Here is a 20,037-nt window from a genome sequence, read left to right on the forward strand (position 1 = left end):
GAGAGTTCAAATCGTCAGACGAGTTGGGCTGCGCTTGGGAGTCCTGCTAACGTTGCGGTTTCAACCGCGAAAGAGGCTTGCCATGCACTATCGATCCTTGGGCCGAACCGAGCTGAAGGTGAGCGCCATTTCCCTGGGTACCATGACCTGGGGCGAGCAGAACACCGAGGCAGAAGCCTTCGAGCAGATCCGGGTCGCCAAGGCGGCCGGCGTCAACCTGCTGGATACCGCCGAGATGTACCCGGTGCCGCCGCGCGCCGAGACCTACACCCGTACCGAGACCATCATCGGCAACTATTTCCGCCAGCACGGCGACCGCGCCGACTGGGTACTGGCCAGCAAGGCGGCCGGTCCTGGCCGCGACATGGACTACATCCGCGACGGTGGCCTGGCCTTTACCAAGGCCAATCTCACCGCCGCGCTGGAGGCCAGTCTCAAGCGACTCAACACCGACTATCTGGATCTCTACCAGCTGCACTGGCCGGATCGGCGGACCAATTACTTCGGTCAGCTGGGCTATGTGCACAACGATGCCGACTTCACACCCATCGAGGAGACCCTGGAGGCCCTCGACGGCCTGGTGAAGGCAGGCAAGGTCCGCCATGTCGGCCTGTCCAACGAAACGCCCTGGGGCGTGCAACGCTTCCTGCACCTGAGCGAGACGCGCGGCTGGCCGCGGGTGGTCTCCATCCAGAATCCCTACAATCTGCTCAATCGCAGCTTCGAGGTGGGCCTGGCCGAGCAGGCCATGCGCGAACAGGTGGGGCTGCTGGCCTATTCGCCGCTGGCCTTCGGTGTGCTCGCGGGCAAGTACCTGAACGGCGCCCGTCCGGAAGGGGCGCGACTGACCCTGTTCGAACGCTTCCAGCGCTACAGCAATCCGCAAACGCAGCGCGCGGCCCAGGCCTATGTCGAACTGGCCCGGGAGCGCGGTCTGGATCCGGCGCAGATGGCCCTGGCCTTCGTCACCACTCGGCCCTTCGTGACCAGCAACATCATCGGTGCCACCTCGCTCGCCCAGCTGGAAAGCAATCTGGCGAGCAGCGAGCTGGTGCTGGATCAGGAAACCCTGGCCGCCATCGAAGCCATCCACGTCGACCAGCCCAACCCGGCACCCTGAGTGTCTGGTATCCGGCGCCCGGTACAGCTGCTGTACCGGGCGCTTCCTTGCGCCTGGCGAAAGGCGGGCGTGACCGACAGGGCAGGGACGCAAGGGCTGCTGTCCGCAACGCCTATTAAAACCGTGGGCCCAAAGGGCCTAGAGTCGGTCGGACCTTCCACGCCTGCAGGTGTCCATCATGACGTCATATGAAATCGTGCTCCTGGGTGACCAGGACGCTTCCATCGTGGCCCACCAAGCCATCCCCCAGGCCCTGGCGCTGACCGCCACGGCGCTGGGTGTCACGCTGCAAACACGCTGGCTGCCGACGGTCGAGGCCGATGGCGCCCTTGCCGACTGCGACGGCCTCTGGTGCGTCCCCGGGAGTCCCTATCGCCATCGCGAAGGGGTGCTGGCGACTCTGCGCACGGCGCGCGAACAGCGGATTCCCTTTCTCGGGACCTGTGGCGGGCTGCAGTACGCGTTGCTGGAGTACGTCCAGTCCGTGCTGGGATGGACGGATGCCGCCCACGGCGAAGACGATCCCCTGGCCAGCCGCGCGGTGCTCACGCCCCTGAGCTGCGCCCGCATCGAGGTGCAGAATCAACTCCGACTGCTGGCAGGGTCGCGCCTCGCGGAGGCGACCGGCGCCGAACGGGTCGAGGCCACCTATCGCTGTCGCTTCGGGGTGAATCCCGCCTATCTGCCGGCTTTGCTCGACGCCGGCTGGCGCGTACTCGCCTGGGATGAAGAAGGACTACCCGCTGCCTTCGAACTGACGACCCATCCCTGTTATTTCGGCACCCTCTATCAGCCGGAGCGCGAAGCGCTGGCCGGCCGGGTCCCCGCGGTGGTGCGCGCCTGGCTGGAGGCGATGATCGCCGCTCGGAGCGTGCTGCCATGAAGCGGCTGGAGTTGCCCGCAGACTGCGTGGTGATCGCCTTCATCTCGCAACGGGCGGATCAGGATCCGGACTATGAGCGCATGGCCATGCGCATGGTGGAGCTGGTCGAGGCGCAACCGGGCTTTCTCGGCATGGAATCGGTGCGCGGCGTCGATGGCCTGGGCATCACCCTGTCCTACTGGACCGATGAGGCCGCCGTCGCGGCCTGGGGCGCCCATCCGGAACATCGGCAGGCGCAGCGGCTGGGTCAGGCGCGCTGGTATCGCTGGCATGACACCCGGGTCATGCGCCTGCTGTCGAGCCGCGCCGGTCCTGGCGTCACTCCAGGCGGATCGCGCCCAGGGCCGGGGTGACGCGAATCCAGCCGATGCGGCTGTCTTCGCCGATCAGCATGACCTTCTTCCAGGGGCGAAAGGGGGCGCTGTCCAGGACCAGGATGCGATCGCCCGGTTTGAGCATGGCGATCAGCTGGCGGTTGGCGACCACGCTGCGCTCCGGCATGGCGGGATACTGCATCAGCGGAATCTGGCCGCCGCGGATCTGCCAGGTCTCGCCGCTGGCGGCGTTGATGAAGGTCGGCAGCCGCGTCAGCAGGATGGCCAGCGCGAAGAACCCGATCAGCAGCAGGACGAGCCGCTGCGTCACGGTCCGGACGGCAACGATATCGGGTGACAGCTTGCCAAGCGAGGACATGGAGATGGCTCTGGGCGGCGGACGGTAGAGGCTCGATGCTACCGTCATGCGGCCAGTTGACATCATTCACATCCAGGAAAGGTCAACGGCTGCTCATTCGCCAGCGCCAGACTGTGAACGGCCGCAAAGCGGCCGACTAGAGAGGCGGGTTCAGGGCGCCAGCTGGCGGGTGACTTCCACGGCCTTGTCGAAGGACGGATAGCCACTCTTGGCCACCGCGAGCTCTCCGTAGGCGCTCTTGTAGGTCTGCGCCTGGATCGGGTCGGCCTCGGGCACCAGGAAGGGATCGGTATACATCCGATAGAGCAGGGCATAGGCCAGCGGATAGCGATGATCGGCGGAGGCGTTCAGCAATTCCAGGACGTCATCGGTCTGCGGGCCCTGCTTGATGGCGATCACCGCACGATAGAACTCCACTTCGCCATCGGCGCTGGTTCCGCCATTGCGCAGCAGCAGGGCATCCGCGAGCTTGAGCTGTTCTTCGCTGCCACCCAGGACCAGCAGCTTGGCCTGCAAGAGGTCGTTCTGGCGCAGCAGGGTGGTCTGTTCCGCGCTGAGCGGCCGCGTTTCCGCCGCCTCGTGATGACCGCCCAGGGAGCAGCCGGCGAGGGAAACACACAGCAACGGGAGCATCCATTTCTTCATGTCGAGATCTATCCGCGGAGTCGTGACGCTGGTTCCAAACTTTGGACGATAGCAGTTCTTTGCGGCTTTGCGCAGAACCGGAAGGCAATCCTGGAGTCGTATCCGCACGTCCACAGAGCGCCCATGCCTGGCTATTTCCAGCGTCGCGCGCTTCGGGCATTGTATGCGACAAGCGGCTGGATAGACCGCCGTTCGTTTTGCCTTCACGTACAGATCAAAGGACTCCCATGATCACCAAATGTCTGTTTCCGGCAGCCGGCTATGGCACTCGTTTTCTCCCTGCGACCAAAGCCATGCCCAAGGAAATGCTGCCCATTGTGAACAAGCCGCTGGTGCAGTACGCCGTGGAGGAAGCTCTGGAGGCTGGCCTGCATCAGATCGGGATCGTTACCGGTCGTGGCAAGCGCTCGCTGGAAGACCACTTCGACATCAGCTATGAGCTGGAAAGCCAGATCAAGAACACCGACAAGGAAAAGTACCTGGTCGGCATTCGCAAGCTGATCGACAACTGCACCTTCTCCTACACCCGTCAGGTGGAGATGAAGGGCCTGGGCCACGCCATCCTGACCGGCCGCCCGCTGATCGGTGACGAGCCCTTCGCCGTGGTCCTGGCGGACGACCTCTGCCTGAACCTGGAAGGCGACAGCGTCCTCAAGCAGATGGTCAAGCTGTACAACCAGTTCCGCTGCTCCATCGTGGCCATCCAGGAAGTCCCGGCCAACGAGACCAACAAGTACGGTGTGATCGCCGGCGAGATGATCCGTGACGACATCTACCGCGTGAACAACATGGTCGAGAAGCCGAAGCCGGAAGACGCTCCCTCCAACCTGGCGATCATCGGCCGCTACATTCTGACCCCGGACATCTTCGACCTGATCGAGCAGACCGAGCCGGGCAAGGGTGGCGAGATCCAGATCACCGACGCCCTGATGAAGCAGGCCCAGGACGGTTGCGTTCTGGCCTACAAATTCAAGGGTCAGCGTTTCGACTGCGGCAGCGCGGAAGGCTTCGTCGAAGCCACCAACTTCTGCTTCGAGAATCTGTACAAGGCGCTGTAAGCCTGACGTGCAGTCGACCAGGCCACCTGCGGGTGGCCTTGTCGTTTCTGGCGGTTGGCCAGCCGGGCCGCTGCCCAGGGTGGCCTTGCGTTATGCTGGTCGCCAGCAGCAAAAAGAGAGAGCTCCATGACGACCTATGATTTCGACCTCTTCGTGATCGGCGCCGGTTCGGGCGGGGTACGGGCCGCGCGCTTCGCGGCCGACTTCGGTGCCCGGGTGGCGGTGGCGGAAAGCCGTTACCTCGGCGGGACCTGTGTGAACGTGGGCTGCATGCCCAAGAAATACTTCATCTACGGCGCCTCCTTTCGCGATGAATTCCGCCAGGCCCGTGGCTATGGCTGGGATGCCGAGGTTCCGGCCTTCGACTGGAACACCCTGGTCGCCAGCAAGGACCACGAGATCCGCCGGCTGAACGGCATCTATCGGGCCTTGCTGGTCAACAGCGGGGTGACCTTGCTGGAAGCCCATGCCCGCATCCTCGATCCCCATACCGTGGAGGTGGAAGGCCAGCGCTATCGCTGCGAGCGCATCCTCATCGCCACCGGTGGCTGGCCGGACGTGCCGGACTTCCCCGGCCGCGAGCATGCCATCACCTCCAACGAGGCCTTCTACCTGCCGGAGCTGCCCAAGCGGGTGGTGGTGGTGGGGGGCGGCTACATTGCCGTGGAATTCGCCTCGATCTTCCAGGGGCTCGGCGCCAAGACGACCCTGCTGTATCGCCGGGAGCTGTTCCTGCGCGGCTTCGACAGGGGCGTGCGCGAGCACCTGCGCGACGAGATGCAGAAGCGCGGCCATGACCTGCAATTCAATGCCGATGTGGCGCGGATCGACAAGGCCGCCGATGGCAGCCTGCAGGTGACACTCAAGGACGGTCGGATGCTGGACGCCGATTGCGTCTTCTATGCCACCGGCCGCCGGCCGATGCTGGACGACCTGGGCCTGGAAAACACCGGTGTCGCCCTGGACGACCGGGGCTTCATCAAGGTCGGCGAGACCTTCCAGACCGCGGAGCCTTCGATCTACGCCATCGGCGACGTCATCGGCCGGGTGCAGCTGACCCCGGTGGCCCTGGCCGAGGGCATGACCCTGGCGCGCCATCTGTTCAATCCCGACAGCTATCGCCCGCTGAACTACGACCTGATCGCCAGCGCGGTCTTCAGCCTGCCCAATCTGGCGAGCATCGGCTTGAGCGAAGAAGAGGCGCGTGAGCGTGGCCATCGACTGAAGATCTTCCAGAGCAGCTTCCGGCCGACCAAGCTCAGCCTGACCGATGTCCAGGAGCGCACCCTGATGAAACTGGTGGTGGATGCCGACAGCGACCAGGTGCTGGGCTGCCACATGGTGGGCCCCGATGCCGGCGAGCAGATCCAGTGCCTGGCCATCGCCCTCAAGGCGGGCGCGACCAAGGCCTGCTTCGACGACACCCTGGGCATCCATCCCACCGCCGCGGAAGAGTGGGTCACCATGCGCAAGCCGGTTCGCGAGGACGAGGCGCGCTAGACGGGCGCCTCGCCACCGCGGGGATCACTTCGCCACGGGGGCCGCCGCCACGGGCGCGGCCTCCGCCGTCTCGCGCCTGGCGTAGCGCTGCGCCAGCACCGCGCAGACCATCAGCTGGATCTGGTGGAACAGCATGATCGGCAGCAGCACCGGACCCATGGTGCTGCCGGCAAACAGCACCTTGGCCATGGGCACCCCCGTGGCCAGGCTCTTCTTGGAGCCGCAGAAGACCACGGTGATCTCGTCTTCCTTGCTCATGCCTAGCAGCCGGGCGCTATAGCGCGTGGCGAGCAGGACCATGGTCAGCAGGGTGGCGCAGATGAACACCAGGCCCACCAGCGACAGGATCGGCGTCTCGCGCCACAGGCCTTCGATGACCGCGGCGCTGAAGGCGGTGTAGACCACCAGCAGGATGGACCCCTGGTCGACGAACTTGAGCTTGCCCTTGTGGCGATCCACCCAGTGGCCGATCACCGGACGCAGCAGCTGGCCGGCGACGAAGGGCAGCAGCAGCTGGACGCAGATCTTGACGATGGCATCCAGAGTGCTCTGGCCGTCCGAGCCGCCGTGGGCGTCGAGCAGCAGCCGGACCAGCAGTGGAGTGAGGAAGATACCGAGCAGGCTGGACAGGGACGCACTGCAGACCGCGGCCGAGACATTGCCGCGGGCCATGGAGACGAAGGCGATGGACGACTGCACCGTGGCCGGCAGGGCGCACATGAACAGCACGCCGAGATAGAGCTCCGGCGTCACCAGCGGGGCCAGCAGCGGCTGCAGCGCCCAGCCCAGCAGCGGAAAGCTGACGAAGGTGAAGGCGAACACCAGGAGGTGCAGGCGCCAATGGGTGATGCCGGCCACCAGCGCCTGGCGCGACAGCTTGGCGCCGTGCAGGAAGAACAGCAGGCCGATGGCGATGTTGGTCACCACGTTGGCGATCTGGGCGGCGAGGCCCTGGCAGGGCAGCACGCTGGCCAGGATCACCGTGGCGACCAGCAGCAGGGTGAAATTGTCGGGCATCAGGCGGGGACGAGCCATGGTCTCTCTCGGGTTGTCTGCGGATAGCCCCAAGGCTATCGTCTCCTGACCTAGCCGACTAACGCGAAAAGCCCCAATGATGTCGTCAAACGGACAGTCTGCGGTCGAACGTCCCGTTCCCGAACTCGCGCACCTGCCGCGGCGCCTCTATGCCCGGGTGGAGTCCCTGGCCCAACCGGCCTGGACACCCTGGCACCGGCATCCCTGGGGCCAGCTGTCCTATGCCATCAAGGGGGTGCTCACGGTGACCACCGCCGAGGGCAGCTATGTGGCACCGCCGCAGCGGGCGGTGTGGATCGCCGCCGATGTCGAGCATCAGGTGCGCTCCTCGCCCAGGGCGGAGATGCGCAGCCTCTATGTCGGGGCCGAGGCGGCGCCCTATGTGGGCGAGCGGTGTCGGGTGGTGGCGGTGAGTCCGCTGATCCGCGAACTGATCAAGACCTTCAGCGGCTTCGCCCGGGAATATGACGAGGCGGGACCCGAGGGAAGGCTGGTGTCGGTGATGCTGGATCAGTTGCAGGCGGCACCCGAGGTCGGACTGTCGCTGCCGGCGCCCCAGGATGGCCGGCTGCGCCTGCTGTGCGAGGCCCTGGCGGCCAATCCGTCGGACGATCGCACCCTGGCGCAGTGGTCGGGGGTGCTGGGCGCCTCGGAAAAGACACTGAGCCGGGCGTTCCTGCGCGATACCGAGTTGACCTTCAGAACCTGGCGCCAGCGGTTGCGCCTGATCAGCGCCCTGGAACGCCTGGAACAGGGCGCTGCGGTGACGGAGGTAGCGCTGGATTGCGGCTACAACTCCCCATCGGCTTTCATCGCCGCCTTTCGCCGGCAATTCGGCGCGACGCCCGGGGCCTTCGCCCTGGGCGTTTAGTCAGGCAGTGGCGCCGAGCAGGCTCAGGTAGTCGCCGAAACCACCGCGGGCCCGGCAGTCCAGGCGCGAGCTGGTGCGCACCCGCACGCTGTTGCTCCAGGCGATGCGCGCGCCTTGGGTCTTGAGCGCGGTGACCAGGGTTACGTCTTCGTCCACGGTCATGGACGGAAAACCGCCTGCCTGGAGATAGGCTGCCGTGGAGATGCCGAAGTTGGCGCCATGGATATGCTGATGGCCTTCGCGGTCGTGATAGGCGGCCTCGTAGCGAGCCCTGAGGCCGGGGGAATGCGGGGTCCAGTCGTCCACCTCCACCACGCCGCAAACGGCATCGGCGCCATAGGCGAGCTGGGCGGCGAACCAGTCCGGCGCCACCTCGGAGTCGGCATCGGTGCAGGCCAGCCAGCGGGCGCCCAGCTGAATCAGATGGGCAGCGCCGGTCGCCCGGGTCAGGCCGACGTTGCAGGCCCAGACTTCCAGGGCGGTGACGGGCAGCCGGCGAACGATTTCCGCGGTGCCGTCGGTGCAGCTGTCCAGCACGATGACGACCTCGACGGGTTCACCCAGCAAGGCCGGATGCCGCGCGGCGCGCAGAACCGATTGCAGGCAGCGTTCGACGTGTTGCTCTTCGTTATGGGCGGGTATCACGGCACCTATCATAGAAGCTGCTCCCGGCGGGCGACGGAGGTGGGGTCGGAAGACCAGAGGGTGAGGAGGAAATCGGATTCTTCGAGGTGGCTCAGGCGATGCAGACCGGGCAGGGCGGCCATGCGCTCATGAACCTGGTCGCCGGTCAGGGCACAGCCTTCGATGGGATGGCGCCAGTGACAGCCGAGCAGTATCCCTCCGGGCAGCAGCGCACTGTGGGCGCGATCCAGGAGGGCAGCCAGGCCGGGCTCGCCGAGGTAGTAGCCGATCTCGCTGATGACGATGAGATCGAAGGCGCCGGCCGGCCAGGCGTCCGGCAGCAGCAGGTGATGCACCTCGACATGAGCCTGATCGGCCAGGCGCTCGCGAGCGGTGGCGACCGCGGAGGCATTGCCGTCGCTGACCAGCAGCCGCTCGCAGCGCTCGGCCAGCCGCCGGGACAACTCACCGGTGGAGCAGCCAGGCTCGTAGCCGTGGCTGTAACGACGGTGCGGCAACATGGCCAGGGTCAGATCGCGCTTGCGCGCTTCGTACCAGCGATGGCGGTAGTCCCAGGGATCGTCGCTGCTGGCGTACAGCGAATCGAAATAGCTCATGGAGACGGTCACGTCAGATAGACCTCCCAGGCACGGGTGAGACGGGCCACTACCGCAGGCGGCAGGATAGGTCCCTGTCCCGTGCTGGTGTCCTCGGTCAGCTGACTGCCGAAGGCATTCACCGCGCGCTTCTTCAGCGCCAGGACGTCTTCCTCCAGTTCCAGGCGCCGCGCCCGTTCCCAGGGCACGCGTGGATCGCCCGGGGCGGCCCAGTGCCAGGTCCAGACCGGCACCTCGATGCAGCGGGCCCCGCGCAGGCGGCAGGCTTCCACGGCGGCGCGGCCGGTCGCCTCGTGATCGGGATGGCCATCCAATCGCCAGGTGGCGAAAACCACGTCTTCCGGCGTAAGGATTTCCACCAGCCGCTGCTGCAGGGCGGCTTCCTGCTCGCTTACATGGCCGTCCGGTATCGCCAGGCGGGTCACGGTGGCGCGCTCCAGATGCAGGCGGCGCAGGGCTTCGCGGGTCTCCAGTGGACGGGTATTGCGCAGGCGGGTGGCCGGCCAGAGGGTGGATTGCGGATGGCTGCCATCGCCGTCGGTGACCGCCACCAGTGCCAGACGACGCCCCAGCTCACCCAACTGGCAGAGCAGGCCGCCGCAGCCGAGGATCTCGTCGTCCGGGTGCGGGGCGACGACTACGGCGCGATGGCCGGGCGGGACCAGTTGCGAGGCCTCGATTGCCGGCATCTCGGCGAAGCCGGACCACTGCAGCCACGCCTCGGGCGCGGTGCCAGCTCCTTGAATCTGACGATCGCCTACAGTTGCCAAGGGGCACCCTCCAGCAGATTGAGGTCACCCAGCACCGCCAGGTCGCGTTCGGCGTGGCTCTGGCGCAGGTAGACGGGAAGGTCCGCCATGTGGCGGGCGCAATAGGCGTCGCGACACAGCGGCGCGGCGCCAAAGGCGCGGCCGGTATGGCGGATGACGATTTCGGCGCACTGCTCGACCAGGGCCCGCAACTGGCAGACGGGATAACGGGCGTCCGCCTCGGGGTTGAGGTCCAGCCACTCGGCGGCCTGGCGCAGTGCAGTGGCGGCGCCGAGCAGGGCGGCGTCCACATGGCCCAGGTGAGCGAGGGCATGGGGTTCGCGATGACGCTTGCAGTGAGCGCGCAGGGTATCGGCCAGGGCGGTGGCGGAGCCATACCAGCAGGCGGCGATACCGCCGCCGCCATGCCAGAAGCCGGGACGCTGCAGGTAGCGACCGGGCGCCCCGACCAGCACGCCGGCGGCCCCGTCGAACAGCACGTCGACGCTACCCGTGTGCTGCATGCCGATGGCCCGCCAGCCGTCCTGGGTGACTTCGACGCCGGGTTGCTTCATTTCCACCGCCACCAGCATCGGATGATCGTCCATCCAGGCGGTGACCAGGGCGTGACTGACCAGGGAGGCGCCGGAGCACCAGGACTTCCGGCCGTGCAGGGTGACCACGCCGTCGGCGCTGTAGCGCACCAGCAGGCGGGCATCGGGCGGCTCGGCGGCCCAGACGCCCCAGAGGCTTTCGGGCGGCGCGTAGCCCTCCAGTTCGCTCAGGATGGCCAGGGCATCGGTGTGGCCTTCGTAAAGCTTGACCAGGCCCAGGTCATGATGGGCGACCTGGGCCAGGGCGCGCCAACGGTCCAGGGTCTGACCCTGGCCGGGCAACGGCAGGCGGTCGAGACCGCGCTGGTTGAGAATCTGGAGTCGGTGTTGCAGCAGTGCGGGAGTGACCTCGTCATAGGCCCACTCGTCCAGGGTGTCCTGGAGGCTATCCAGATCGATCGACATCGGCTCCATCCCGTGGCTGGCGACGGCGCTGTCCACGACAGCGCTCGTTAGTGCAGACCACGGGCAGCGATAAGGGGTTTCGCTTAGGCGGTACGCTTGCCGACGGCAGGCGCATCGCTACGCTACGCCGAGCCGCTTGCGCCGCGCTGCGGTAAGGCTCTGGCGTATCTCGGCATACCCGGCCCAGGGGTCGTCCTTGAGCCCTTCGAGGCGTTCCAGCAGGGAGTCGAAGCGCCATTGGTCGCTGGCCTCCAGGGTCGCCAGCTCATCCCGGGCGATGGGTACCGAAACGCCGAGGTGGGGACGGGCGCGCAGGGAAAGGGCGCTGACCGTGGTGGCGCCATGGCGATTGCGCAGGTAGTCGACGAAGATCTTCCCCTGGCGATTCTGGGCGCCCATCTTGGCGGCGAAGAGCTTGGGCAGGGTGTTGGCTAGGTGCTGGGCCGCCGCCTGGGCGAAGGCCTTGACGGTGTCCCAGTCCTGGCGCCGATCCAGCGGCACCACCAGGTGCAGGCCGCGACCGCCGCTGGTCTTGACGAAGGCCTGCAGCTCCAGCTCGTCGAGCAGGGTCAGCACCAGCCCCGTCGCCTCCAGCATGCGCGACCAAGGCAGGGCGGGATCAGGGTCGAGATCGAGAATGAAGCGGTCGGGCCGGTCGATGCGGTCGGCGGTGGCGTTCCAGGTATGGAGTTCCACCGTGCCCATCTGGGCCGCGCCGATGAGGGCCTCGCGACTGTCGATGACCATCAGCGGCGCATGCCCCGGATCCAGCGCCGGATCGAGTTCGCGGATATGGGGGATCGCCAGGGTCTGCTTGTGCTTCTGGAAGATCTGCTCGCCGGCGATACCCTCGGGCGTCCGGACCAGGGCCACGGGTCGGTCGGCCAGATGCGGCAGGATCCAATCGGCGACGGCGGCGTAATAGCCCGCAATGTCGAGCTTGCGTGCGCCGCTGGCCTCGTCGATGACCCGTTCGGGATGGCTGATGCGCACCCCGGCGACGGTGGCGTCCTGCTGCTTGCCCGCAGACGGGCGGCGTGCGGCGGACGGGCGCGGCGCCTCGGCCTCGCGGGCTGGTGTCGCCTCTTCCAGGCCGATGCCCTCGGCCGGCTTGTCGTCGCGCAGGCCGTGGAAGACGCCCTGGCGGACGATGCGGTCCTGGGTCAGCTCGGCATAGGCGATCTCGCACAGCTGCTCGGGCCGCAGCCAGGTCACTTCGCTATAGGCGGCGCCCTTGGGCGGATCCACCACCGGCGGCTGATCGACGATCAGCGGCTGGAAGCGAGCGTGCAGCTGCTTGAGCACGACCGCGGTGAAGCCGGTACCGACCTTGCCGGCATAGTGCAGCTGGCCCTGGTCATCGTGCAGCGCCACCAGCAGCGCACCCAGGTGCTGGCGGCCGCCCTTGGGCGGGGTATAGCCGACGATGATGAATTCCTGGCGGTGGGCGCATTTGAGCTTGATCCAGTCCTTGTTGCGCCGCGAACGGTAGGGACTGCCCAGGCGCTTGCCGATGACCCCTTCGAGCCCGAGTTCGCAGGCACTGGCCAGGATGCGATCGGCCGGCACCTCGAAGGCGGCGGAGAAGCGCAGCAGCTCGCTGTCGTTGCTCTCTTCCAGCAGCTTGCCGAGCAACTCGCGGCGTTGCTCGACCGGCACCTCGCGCAGGTCCGCGCCATTGAGATAGGGCAGGTCGAACAGGTAATAGGTGATGCGGGTCGCCTTGCCGGTCTCGAAGGCATTCTGCAGCGCCTGGAAGCTGGAGACGCCCTGGGCGTCGTTGACCACGATCTCGCCGTCCAGCCAGGCGTTTTCCAGGCCCAGCGCGGCCAGGGCCCTGGCCTGCTCTGGCAGGCGCTCGGTCCAGTCGTTGCCGCTGCGGGTGAAGAGGCGCACCTCGCCGCCCTCGATATGGGCGAGCAGCCGATAGCCGTCGTATTTCACCTCGTACAGCCAGTCGCCGGCCGGCGGACTGTCGACCAGGGTGGCCAGCTGGGCTTCCAGGATTTCGGGCAGCTTGGCCTTGCGCGCCTTGGCGGTGGCCTGGCGTGCCGGCGATTTGGTCGCCTTGGGTTCGGTGGTGGTTTTGCTCTTGGACTTGGCCTTGGACTGCGCCAGCCGGGGCAGGGTCTTGTCGCTCAGCACGCTGTCCGGCTCGGCGACGGTCACCTCGTAGTCGGCGGTGTCACGGGCCTGGTCATCGCGTTCCTTGATCAAGAGCCACTGCGGCTTGTCGCTGTGGCCCTGCAGCCGGGTGCGCACCAGGGTCCAGTGGCCGCGCAGCTTTTCGCCCCTGAGTTCGAACTTGAGCTTGCCCGTGGCATAGCCTTCGGCGGCATCGCCATCCGCCTCCCACTCGCCACGATCCCAGACGATGACATCGCCGGCGCCGTACTGGCCTTCGGGAATGCTGCCTTCGAAGCTGCCGTAGGCGAGGGGGTGGTCCTCCACCTGCACCGCCAGGCGCTTTTCGCCGGGATCGAGGCTGGGACCCTTGGGCACCGCCCAGCTCTTGAGGGTGCCATCCAGCTCCAGGCGGAAGTCATAGTGCAGGCGGCGCGCGTCGTGCTTCTGGATGACGAAGCTCAGGGCCCCCTTGGCCTTGCGCCGGCGGGAGCTGCCCTCGTCACGCGGCTCGGCGGTGATGTCGAAGTTGCGCTTGCGGTTGTATTCGCTGGTCGAGCTGGCCATGGCGGCGCTCCTCACTTGGCCTTGCGGGTGCGACTGGCGGCAGGGCTACGCCGGGTGGTCGAACGGCCGGGGCTCTTGGACTTGGGCGCGTCCTTGGCCTTGTCCTTCTTGCCGCCCAGGCTGCGACGCAGCAATTCGGTGAGGTCGATGACGTCGGCGCCGCTGTCCTCGGCTTCGGGCTCCTCGGCAACGGCTTCGAGCTTGCCGTCCTTGAGCTTGCGCTCCACCAGCGCCATGACGTTGTCCTTGAAGGTGTCGTGGTACTGCTCCGGGTCCCATTGCTCGGTCATGTCGTCCACCAGGCGCTGGGCCATGTCCACTTCCTTCTTGCTGACCTTGGCGTCCAGCCCCTCGAGTCCGACGTCTTCCGCGGACCGCACCTCGTCGGCCCAGCGCAGGGTGTTGAGCACCAGGGCGTCGCCCAGCGGCATGATCACCGCCAGGTGCTGCTTGGAGTGCATCACCAGGTTGGCCACGCCCACCTTGCCGGCGGCGCTCAGGGTGTCGCGGAGCAGGGCATAGACCTTTTCGCCGTTCTTGTCCGGCGCCAGATAGTAGGGCTTTTCGAAGTGCAGGATGGAGATCTCCCGCGCCTCGACGAAGGTGAGGATGTCGATGGTGCGGGTGGCCTCGGGCAGGGCGTTGTGGATCTCGTCTTCGCTGAGCACCACGTACTTGCCCTTGCCGTGCTCGATGCCCTTGACGATGTGTTCGCTGGGCACCTCCTTGCCGGTGGTCTTGTTGATGCGCTTGTAGCCCACCGGATCGAGGCTGCGCTCGTCCAGCCAGTCGAAGTCGATGCCCGATTGCCGGGTCGCCGAGACGACCGACACGGGGATGTGCACCAGGCCGAAGCTGACGGCGCCTTTCCAGATCGAGCGGGGCATGGACGTTCTCCTCTTGGGGTGTCCCCTATGGATAGGCCGGCGATCCACCGGGTTCCGCCCTGGGGAACCCCGCTCCGCTGTTGGGTTCTACCTCCGGAACGACGATTTTGCCGTCGCAGGTGCAAGGTAGAGAGGAGCAGGGCGTGGACAGTGTCGATCAAGAAGTTTTGCGCATGACCCTGGCTTGGCGACAGGCCGGCCATGGCGTCAGCCTGTTCACCGTGGTCCAGACCTGGGGCAGCTCGCCGCGGCCGCCGGGTGCCATGCTGGCCTTGCGCGACGACGGCCAGGTCTGCGGCTCTGTGTCCGGTGGCTGCATTGAGGACGACCTGATCGCCCGGCTGCACGCCGGCCAGTTCGCCGACGCGCGCCCGGAGGTCATCACCTACGGCGTCTCGGGTGACGAAGCCGCCCGCTTCGGGCTGCCCTGCGGTGGCACCCTGCGCCTGGTCCAGGAGCAGGTCGGTGACTGGCGCTGGGTCGAGCAGCTGCTGCAACGCTGCGACGGCCACGAACTGGCCCTGCGTGAGCTGGACCTGGCGACCGGCAAGGTGCGGATCTCCAGCACCACCCGCGACGAGCCGGTCGCTCTGGACGAGCACTTCTTGCGCCTGGTGCACGGACCGCGCTGGCGGCTGCTGCTGATCGGCGCCGGTCAGCTGTCGCTCTATGTCGCCGACATGGCCGCCATGCTCGATTTCGAGGTGCTGGTCTGCGATCCCCGCGACGAATTCCGCCAGGGCTGGGAGACGCGCCAGGCGCGGTTCATCCCGGGCATGCCGGACGACGCCGTGCTGGCGATTCGCCCGGACGAGCGCACCGCGGTGGTGGCCCTGACCCACGATCCGCGCCTGGATGACCTGGCGCTGCTGACGGCGCTGCAATCCGAGGCCTTCTATGTCGGCGCCCTGGGCTCGCTGCGCAACAACGACCGGCGGCGCGAGCGGCTGCTGCAGCTGGACGTGCCGGTGGCGGCGATCAATCGCCTGCACGGCCCCATTGGCCTGCACATCGGCAGCCATACGCCGCCGGAGATCGCCTTGTCGCTGCTGGCGGAGGTGGTGGCGGTCAAGAACGGCATCGCCCTGACCCAGAAGAAGCGCGCCCTGGTGGCCGTGGAGCAGGTCGCCTAGGGATGCCCGGCATTCAGGTGCTGATCCTCGCGGCGGGTGCCGGCAGCCGGTTCCGCGCCGCCGGCGGCGGCGACAAGCTGCAGGCCACCTTGCCCGGGCCGTCCGAGCTGACGGTGTTGCAGGCGACCTTCCGACTGTGGCGAGGCCTGGGTCTGCCGTGCCTGGCCGTGGTCTCGGACAGCGACCCCTGGCGCGCCGCGCTGGCGCGGCAGGAAGGCCTGGCGGTACTCAGCCTGCCCACCACCGGCATGGGCGACAGTCTGGCCGCGGCCGTGCGAAGGACGCCCGAGGCATCCGGCTGGCTGGTCGCCCTGGGCGACATGCCCTTCGTGCAGCCTGCCACGGCCCGCCAGCTGCTGGAACTGCAGCGCCCCGAGCGCATCGTCGTCCCAACTCACCAGGGCCGGCGCGGCCATCCCGTGCTCTTTGGTCGGAATTTTGCCGCTGCGCTGGGCGAACTCGCGGGCGACGAGGGAGCGAAACGGCTCCTGCGCGAGGGTTCGGTGCTAGAGCGGGAGGTGGCGGACGCCGGTATCCACCGCGACATCGATACCCCCGCCGACCTGGAAAATACCCGGCAACTGACCCGAGAACTTCCCCATTTCGCCGTTCTTCCAACGGAGGAGAACCGCTTTTGGGGACAGGCACTCATGAACAAGATCGAGTCCATGCTGGACTATCTCAAGACACGCGAACTGCAACTCACCACGGCCGAATCCTGCACGGCCGGCAAGGTGGTGGGATTGTTGTCGGAGATACCCGGCAGCGGCAGCTGCATCGAATCCGGTTACGTCGTCTATTCGCCCGAGGCCAAGCAGCGCCTGCTGGGCGTCAAGCCGGAAACCATCGAGCGGCACAACCTCACCAGCGAGGAGGTGGCGCGGGAGATGGCCGCCGGCGCCTTGCGCGACAGTCCGGCCCAGGTGGCCATCGCCAATACCGGGCTGGCCGGACCGGGCGGGGCGGATGGCATTCCCCAGGGAACCGTCTGTTTCGCCTGGGGCTACCGCGTCGGTGACGACATCGTGCTCTATTCTGAAACCCAGCATTTTTCCGGCGACCGTGAGGCCGTGCAGCTGGCAGCGGCCCGGCACAGCCTCGGCGCCGTGGTGCCCTATCATCAACGTCTCGAACGCGAATCAGAGGAGAACGCCCGATGACCGAAGCCCTTCAGCGCGACATCATCCAGGCCCTGCAGGTACCCGAGCATTTCGATCCGGCCGAGGAAGCGGAGCGTCGCATCCAGTTTCTCACGGACTATCTGCTGAACAGCCGCCAGGAAAGCTATGTGCTGGGCATCAGTGGCGGTGTGGATTCCTCCACGGCCGGTCGCCTGGCCCAGCTGGCGGCGGAGCGGGCGCGCGAGGAGAGCGGCAATGCGCGCCTCAGGTTCATCGCCATGCGTCTGCCCTATGGCGTACAGCGTGACGAGGCGGATGCCCAGCGCGCCCTGCAATTCATCCAGCCCGACGAGACCCACACCGTCAACATCAAGCCGGCCAGCGACGCCATGCTCGCCTCGGTGCGCGAAGCCCGTGTGGCCTTCGATGATGAACTGCACGAGGATTTCACCCTGGGCAACATCAAGGCGCGCCAGCGCATGATCGCCCAGTACGCGGTGGCCGGCGCACGCCGGGGTCTGGTGATAGGCACCGATCATGCGGCGGAGGCCCTGATGGGCTTCTATACCAAGTTCGGTGACGGCGCCTGCGATCTCACCCCCCTGCATGGTCTCAACAAGCGGCGGGTGCGGGCGGTGGCCGAATGGCTGGGCGCCCCCAACGAGCTGGTGCACAAGGTGCCGACCGCCGATCTGGAATCCCTCTCGCCCGGCAAGGCCGACGAAGACGCCTTTGGCATCACCTACGCCGAGATCGACGATTTCCTGGAAGGCAAGGCGGTGAGCCCGGCCACCTTGGAGATCATCCTCAATACCTACCGGCGTAGCGCCCACAAGCGCGATCTCCCCTATACGCCTTTTCATTGAAATCAACAGGTTATAGATAGTTTCTCACGTGATTTATCGAATGCCGGCTTTAGGGTGATCGTCACTCTGATGTGCGCCTCGGTGCTCTTCAACCAGCATCGAGGCGCCGGTCATTAAGTTGGAATTCGCTTTATATCCGTGCTCCAAGCAGATGATATCAAAGGACTTTTGCTGATTTTCTCTACCTGTCGGCCATTGCGGTTTGGCTGAACTTTTGCGCGTTACCGGCGCTCAGACTCTTTCAGACACACCCGCGTGAGTGCTTCCGGTTGCAGTAGAGCCGCGGTTGTCTGGAGTGGCGTCCCTAGGGGTGTCGCTACGGGTTACCAATGCCCTTCAGGGTTCGGCCAGCCGGGCCTCTTTGGCGGCAAGCCAAGCAGTAGCGGGTTCATGACCAAGGTCGCAGCGCCGGCGCGTTGCGACCTTTCACGCGTCCCAAGATGGAGTCAGGCTCGATGTCGAACACCGATCTCCCCGGTTCTTTTTCCACGCTTTCCCTCGATCCCGCTACCGCTGCCCAGACCCCGCGCATCGCCATAGAGTCGGTCACGCCGGCCGTGGACAATGGCCAGTTTGCCGCCAAGGGCATTGCCGGGCGCGTCGTCGAGGTGACCGCCAAGATCTTCGCCGATGGCCACGACAAGCTGGCCGCCAGCGTGCTCTGGCGTCAGGAGGGCGAGGAGGACTGGCAACAGGCTCCCTTGACCCTGGAAACCAACGATCTGTGGCGCGGCCGCTTCACGCCGCCCGCGGTGGGTCGCTACGAATTCGTGGTCCAGGCCTGGTGGGACGTCTGGGGCACCTATCGCTACGAAATCGAGAAGAAGTACGCCGCGGGTGTCGGGCTGAACCTGGAGTTGCAGGAAGGCCGCATCCATGTCGAGCAGGCCCTGTCCCGCGCCGAAGGCGAGCAGCGCGGTCCCCTGGAGGCGCTGCTGCAGCGGCTGGACCAGGCCGGCAGCGAAGGTGACAAGGTCGCCGTGCTCCTGGCCGGCGAGGCCAGCCAGGCCATGGCGCCGGTGGATGCCTATGTCCACCTGACCCATAGCATCGAATACCCGCTGGACATCGAGCGCCTGCGCGCCGAATTCGCCAGCTGGTACGAACTCTTTCCGCGCTCCATCACCGACGACCCGCAGCGTCACGGCACCTTCCGCAACGTGATCGGCGAATTGCCGCGCGTGCGCGACATGGGCTTCGATGTGCTGTATTTCCCACCGATCCATCCAATTGGCCTGGCCCACCGCAAAGGCAAGAACAATACCCTGGGGGCGGGCGCGGACCAGCCGGGCAGTCCCTATGCCATCGGCAGCCCGGATGGCGGCCATGACGCCGTGCACCCTGAGCTGGGTACCCTGGACGACTTCCGCGCGCTGGTGGCGGCCGCCGCCGATCATGGCCTGGAGATCGCCCTGGACTTCGCCATCCAGTGCTCGCCGGACCACCCCTGGCTCAAGGAGCATCCGGGCTGGTTCTCCTGGCGGCCGGACGGCTCGATGCGCTACGCGGAGAATCCGCCGAAGAAGTACCAGGACATCGTCAACGTCGATTTCTACGCCAAGGATGCCGTGCCGGATCTCTGGCTGGCGCTGCGCGACGTGGTCTGGCACTGGGTCGAGCAGGGCGTGAAGATCTTCCGCGTCGACAACCCCCACACCAAGCCGCTGCCGTTCTGGGAGTGGCTGATCGCGGACATCCGCGGTCGTGACGCCGATGTCATGTTTCTCGCCGAGGCCTTCACCAAGCCGGCCATGATGGCGCGCCTGGGCAAGGTCGGTTACAGCCAGAGCTACACCTACTTCACCTGGCGCAACACCAAGGCCGAGCTGACCGAATACTTCACCCAGCTCAACGAAGCGCCCCTGCGTGATTGCTACCGGCCGAACTTCTTCGTCAACACGCCGGACATCAATCCGGGCTTCCTGCAGACCAGCGGCCGGCCCGGCTTCCTGATCCGCGCCGCCCTGGCCACCATGGGCTCCGGCCTCTGGGGCATGTACGCCGGCTTCGAACTCTGCGAGGGCGCACCGCTCACGCCGGGCAAGGAGGAGTACCTGGATTCGGAGAAATACGAGCTGCGCCCGCGCGACTTCTATGCCCCCGGCAACATCATGGGCGAGATCGCCCAGCTCAACCGCATCCGCCGGCAGAACCCGGCGTTGCAGACCCACCTGGGGCTGAAGATCTACAACTGCTGGAACGACCAGATCCTCTATTTCGGCAAGCGCACCGACGACCTGGGCAACTTCATCCTGATCGCCGTCAACCTGGATCCCTTCAACGCCCAGGAAGGCCATTTCGAACTGCCGTTGTGGGAGCTGGGTCTCGACGATCACGCCACCACTTACGGCGAGGACCTCATGACCGGGCACCGCTGGGCCTGGCACGGCAAGACCCAGTGGACGCGCCTGGAGCCGTCGATGCCCTTCGGTATCTGGCGCATCCAGGCGGGCCACTAGCGCTACCTCGGGCGGCGCGGGCCAGGTGGTGCGGACAGATTCGCACCGTCTGGCCCGGCCGTCATC

General features: G+C 66.5%; 19 protein-coding genes and 1 pseudogene. 11 read left to right on the forward strand and 9 right to left on the reverse strand.

Annotated elements, in window-relative coordinates; genetic code table 11:
* The first annotated feature begins 82 nt into the window (after positions 1-82).
* The 3 genes from EC839_RS16785 (at position 83) to EC839_RS16795 (ending at position 2,356) form a co-directional block, all read left to right on the forward strand.
* The gene (locus EC839_RS16785; protein WP_007161845.1) at positions 83-1,120 is read left to right on the forward strand and encodes an NADP(H)-dependent aldo-keto reductase; all 1,038 of its coding nucleotides are present in this window, start codon (positions 83-85) and stop codon (positions 1,118-1,120) included.
* Between the two features lie 178 nt (positions 1,121-1,298).
* Positions 1,299-2,003 (forward strand): gamma-glutamyl-gamma-aminobutyrate hydrolase family protein, encoded by a 705-nt coding sequence (locus tag EC839_RS16790; RefSeq protein ID WP_007161844.1) that lies wholly within the window; start codon positions 1,299-1,301, stop codon positions 2,001-2,003.
* On the forward strand, positions 2,000-2,356 hold the full coding sequence (locus EC839_RS16795; RefSeq protein ID WP_007161843.1) for an antibiotic biosynthesis monooxygenase: 357 nt from the start codon (positions 2,000-2,002) through the stop codon (positions 2,354-2,356). The genes EC839_RS16790 and EC839_RS16795 overlap by 4 nt, the downstream gene beginning before the upstream one ends.
* Here EC839_RS16795 and EC839_RS16800 read toward each other — a convergent pair.
* Both EC839_RS16800 and EC839_RS16805 read right to left on the reverse strand, forming a co-directional pair.
* A complete protein-coding gene (locus tag EC839_RS16800; RefSeq protein ID WP_007161842.1) occupies positions 2,322-2,696 on the reverse strand; it encodes a hypothetical protein in 375 nt (124 codons plus the stop codon). The genes EC839_RS16795 and EC839_RS16800 overlap by 35 nt on opposite strands.
* Before the next feature lie 150 nt (positions 2,697-2,846).
* Positions 2,847-3,329, reverse strand: coding sequence for a hypothetical protein (locus tag EC839_RS16805; protein WP_223855430.1), 483 nt, complete (start codon positions 3,327-3,329; stop codon positions 2,847-2,849).
* 239 nt (positions 3,330-3,568) lie between these two features.
* On the opposite strand from EC839_RS16805, the gene galU reads away from it, so the two are divergent.
* Positions 3,569-4,399 (forward strand): UTP--glucose-1-phosphate uridylyltransferase GalU, encoded by an 831-nt coding sequence (galU, locus tag EC839_RS16810; RefSeq protein WP_007161840.1) that lies wholly within the window; start codon positions 3,569-3,571, stop codon positions 4,397-4,399.
* Positions 4,400-4,525: 126 nt separating this feature from the next.
* Positions 4,526-5,899, forward strand: a complete 1,374-nt coding sequence (gene gorA, locus EC839_RS16815) for a glutathione-disulfide reductase (RefSeq protein WP_007161839.1) — start codon at positions 4,526-4,528, stop codon at positions 5,897-5,899.
* Positions 5,900-5,923: 24 nt separating this feature from the next.
* Here gorA and EC839_RS16820 read toward each other — a convergent pair whose 3' ends face one another.
* The gene (locus tag EC839_RS16820; RefSeq protein WP_007161838.1) at positions 5,924-6,934 is read right to left on the reverse strand and encodes a bile acid:sodium symporter family protein; all 1,011 of its coding nucleotides are present in this window, start codon (positions 6,932-6,934) and stop codon (positions 5,924-5,926) included.
* Between the two features lie 76 nt (positions 6,935-7,010).
* Between EC839_RS16820 and EC839_RS16825 the strand changes: the two genes are divergently transcribed.
* Positions 7,011-7,805: a helix-turn-helix domain-containing protein gene (locus EC839_RS16825; protein WP_007161837.1), complete on the forward strand. Its 795-nt coding sequence runs from the start codon at positions 7,011-7,013 to the stop codon at positions 7,803-7,805.
* On the opposite strand, the gene EC839_RS16830 is transcribed toward EC839_RS16825, so the two are convergent.
* From EC839_RS16830 to EC839_RS16855, 6 genes are all read right to left on the reverse strand, one after another.
* Entirely contained in the window at positions 7,806-8,462 is a 657-nt protein-coding gene (locus tag EC839_RS16830) for a glycosyltransferase family 2 protein (RefSeq protein WP_007161836.1), read from the reverse strand.
* Positions 8,459-9,046, reverse strand: coding sequence for a trans-aconitate 2-methyltransferase (locus EC839_RS16835; RefSeq protein ID WP_007161835.1), 588 nt, complete (start codon positions 9,044-9,046; stop codon positions 8,459-8,461). The genes EC839_RS16830 and EC839_RS16835 overlap by 4 nt, the downstream gene beginning before the upstream one ends.
* An 8-nt stretch (positions 9,047-9,054) precedes the next feature.
* Positions 9,055-9,816 carry a PIG-L deacetylase family protein gene (locus tag EC839_RS16840; RefSeq protein WP_231501018.1) on the reverse strand — a complete coding sequence of 254 codons (762 nt, stop codon included), beginning with the start codon at positions 9,814-9,816 and terminating at the stop codon, positions 9,055-9,057.
* On the reverse strand, positions 9,804-10,814 hold the full coding sequence (locus EC839_RS16845; protein ID WP_372237669.1) for an acyl-CoA dehydrogenase: 1,011 nt from the start codon (positions 10,812-10,814) through the stop codon (positions 9,804-9,806). The genes EC839_RS16840 and EC839_RS16845 overlap by 13 nt, the downstream gene beginning before the upstream one ends.
* Before the next feature lie 117 nt (positions 10,815-10,931).
* Positions 10,932-13,505 (reverse strand): DNA ligase D, encoded by a 2,574-nt coding sequence (gene ligD / locus EC839_RS16850; protein WP_007161832.1) that lies wholly within the window; start codon positions 13,503-13,505, stop codon positions 10,932-10,934.
* Positions 13,506-13,516: 11 nt separating this feature from the next.
* On the reverse strand, positions 13,517-14,392 hold the full coding sequence (locus EC839_RS16855; protein ID WP_007161831.1) for a Ku protein: 876 nt from the start codon (positions 14,390-14,392) through the stop codon (positions 13,517-13,519).
* A gap of 143 nt (positions 14,393-14,535) precedes the next feature.
* Between EC839_RS16855 and EC839_RS16860 the strand changes: the two genes are divergently transcribed.
* The 5 genes and pseudogenes from EC839_RS16860 to EC839_RS16875 all read left to right on the forward strand — a co-directional run bounded on the left by EC839_RS16860 (position 14,536) and on the right by EC839_RS16875 (position 19,971).
* Positions 14,536-15,525, forward strand: a complete 990-nt coding sequence (locus EC839_RS16860) for an XdhC family protein (RefSeq protein ID WP_039976120.1) — start codon at positions 14,536-14,538, stop codon at positions 15,523-15,525.
* 2 nt (positions 15,526-15,527) lie between these two features.
* Positions 15,528-16,010 (forward strand): annotated as a pseudogene (locus EC839_RS24595) (NTP transferase domain-containing protein); the annotation flags it as partial.
* Between the two features lie 165 nt (positions 16,011-16,175).
* Entirely contained in the window at positions 16,176-16,685 is a 510-nt protein-coding gene (locus tag EC839_RS24600) for a CinA family protein (RefSeq protein WP_039976138.1), read from the forward strand.
* On the forward strand, positions 16,682-17,512 hold the full coding sequence (gene nadE / locus EC839_RS16870; RefSeq protein WP_007161828.1) for an ammonia-dependent NAD(+) synthetase: 831 nt from the start codon (positions 16,682-16,684) through the stop codon (positions 17,510-17,512). The genes EC839_RS24600 and nadE overlap by 4 nt, the downstream gene beginning before the upstream one ends.
* Positions 17,513-17,967: 455 nt before the next feature.
* Complete coding sequence (locus EC839_RS16875; RefSeq protein WP_007161827.1) at positions 17,968-19,971, forward strand: alpha-1,4-glucan--maltose-1-phosphate maltosyltransferase; 2,004 nt, start codon at positions 17,968-17,970, stop codon at positions 19,969-19,971.
* Positions 19,972-20,037: the final 66 nt, after the last annotated feature.

Source organism: Pseudomonas sp. JUb52 (assembly GCF_004341115.1).
GTDB lineage: Bacteria > Pseudomonadota > Gammaproteobacteria > Pseudomonadales > Pseudomonadaceae > Chryseomonas > Chryseomonas oryzihabitans.

Coding starts and splice junctions, on each gene's coding strand:
- EC839_RS16785 (WP_007161845.1), top strand. CDS start 83: ATGCACTATCGATCCTTGGGCCGAACCGAGCTGAAGGTGAGCGCCATT.
- EC839_RS16790 (WP_007161844.1), top strand. CDS start 1,299: ATGACGTCATATGAAATCGTGCTCCTGGGTGACCAGGACGCTTCCATC.
- EC839_RS16795 (WP_007161843.1), top strand. CDS start 2,000: ATGAAGCGGCTGGAGTTGCCCGCAGACTGCGTGGTGATCGCCTTCATC.
- EC839_RS16800 (WP_007161842.1), bottom strand. CDS start 2,696: ATGTCCTCGCTTGGCAAGCTGTCACCCGATATCGTTGCCGTCCGGACC.
- EC839_RS16805 (WP_223855430.1), bottom strand. CDS start 3,329: ATGCTCCCGTTGCTGTGTGTTTCCCTCGCCGGCTGCTCCCTGGGCGGT.
- galU (WP_007161840.1), top strand. CDS start 3,569: ATGATCACCAAATGTCTGTTTCCGGCAGCCGGCTATGGCACTCGTTTT.
- gorA (WP_007161839.1), top strand. CDS start 4,526: ATGACGACCTATGATTTCGACCTCTTCGTGATCGGCGCCGGTTCGGGC.
- EC839_RS16820 (WP_007161838.1), bottom strand. CDS start 6,934: ATGGCTCGTCCCCGCCTGATGCCCGACAATTTCACCCTGCTGCTGGTC.
- EC839_RS16825 (WP_007161837.1), top strand. CDS start 7,011: ATGATGTCGTCAAACGGACAGTCTGCGGTCGAACGTCCCGTTCCCGAA.
- EC839_RS16830 (WP_007161836.1), bottom strand. CDS start 8,462: ATGATAGGTGCCGTGATACCCGCCCATAACGAAGAGCAACACGTCGAA.
- EC839_RS16835 (WP_007161835.1), bottom strand. CDS start 9,046: ATGAGCTATTTCGATTCGCTGTACGCCAGCAGCGACGATCCCTGGGAC.
- EC839_RS16845 (WP_372237669.1), bottom strand. CDS start 10,814: ATGTCGATCGATCTGGATAGCCTCCAGGACACCCTGGACGAGTGGGCC.
- ligD (WP_007161832.1), bottom strand. CDS start 13,505: ATGGCCAGCTCGACCAGCGAATACAACCGCAAGCGCAACTTCGACATC.
- EC839_RS16855 (WP_007161831.1), bottom strand. CDS start 14,392: ATGCCCCGCTCGATCTGGAAAGGCGCCGTCAGCTTCGGCCTGGTGCAC.
- EC839_RS24600 (WP_039976138.1), top strand. CDS start 16,176: ATGAACAAGATCGAGTCCATGCTGGACTATCTCAAGACACGCGAACTG.
- nadE (WP_007161828.1), top strand. CDS start 16,682: ATGACCGAAGCCCTTCAGCGCGACATCATCCAGGCCCTGCAGGTACCC.
- EC839_RS16875 (WP_007161827.1), top strand. CDS start 17,968: ATGTCGAACACCGATCTCCCCGGTTCTTTTTCCACGCTTTCCCTCGAT.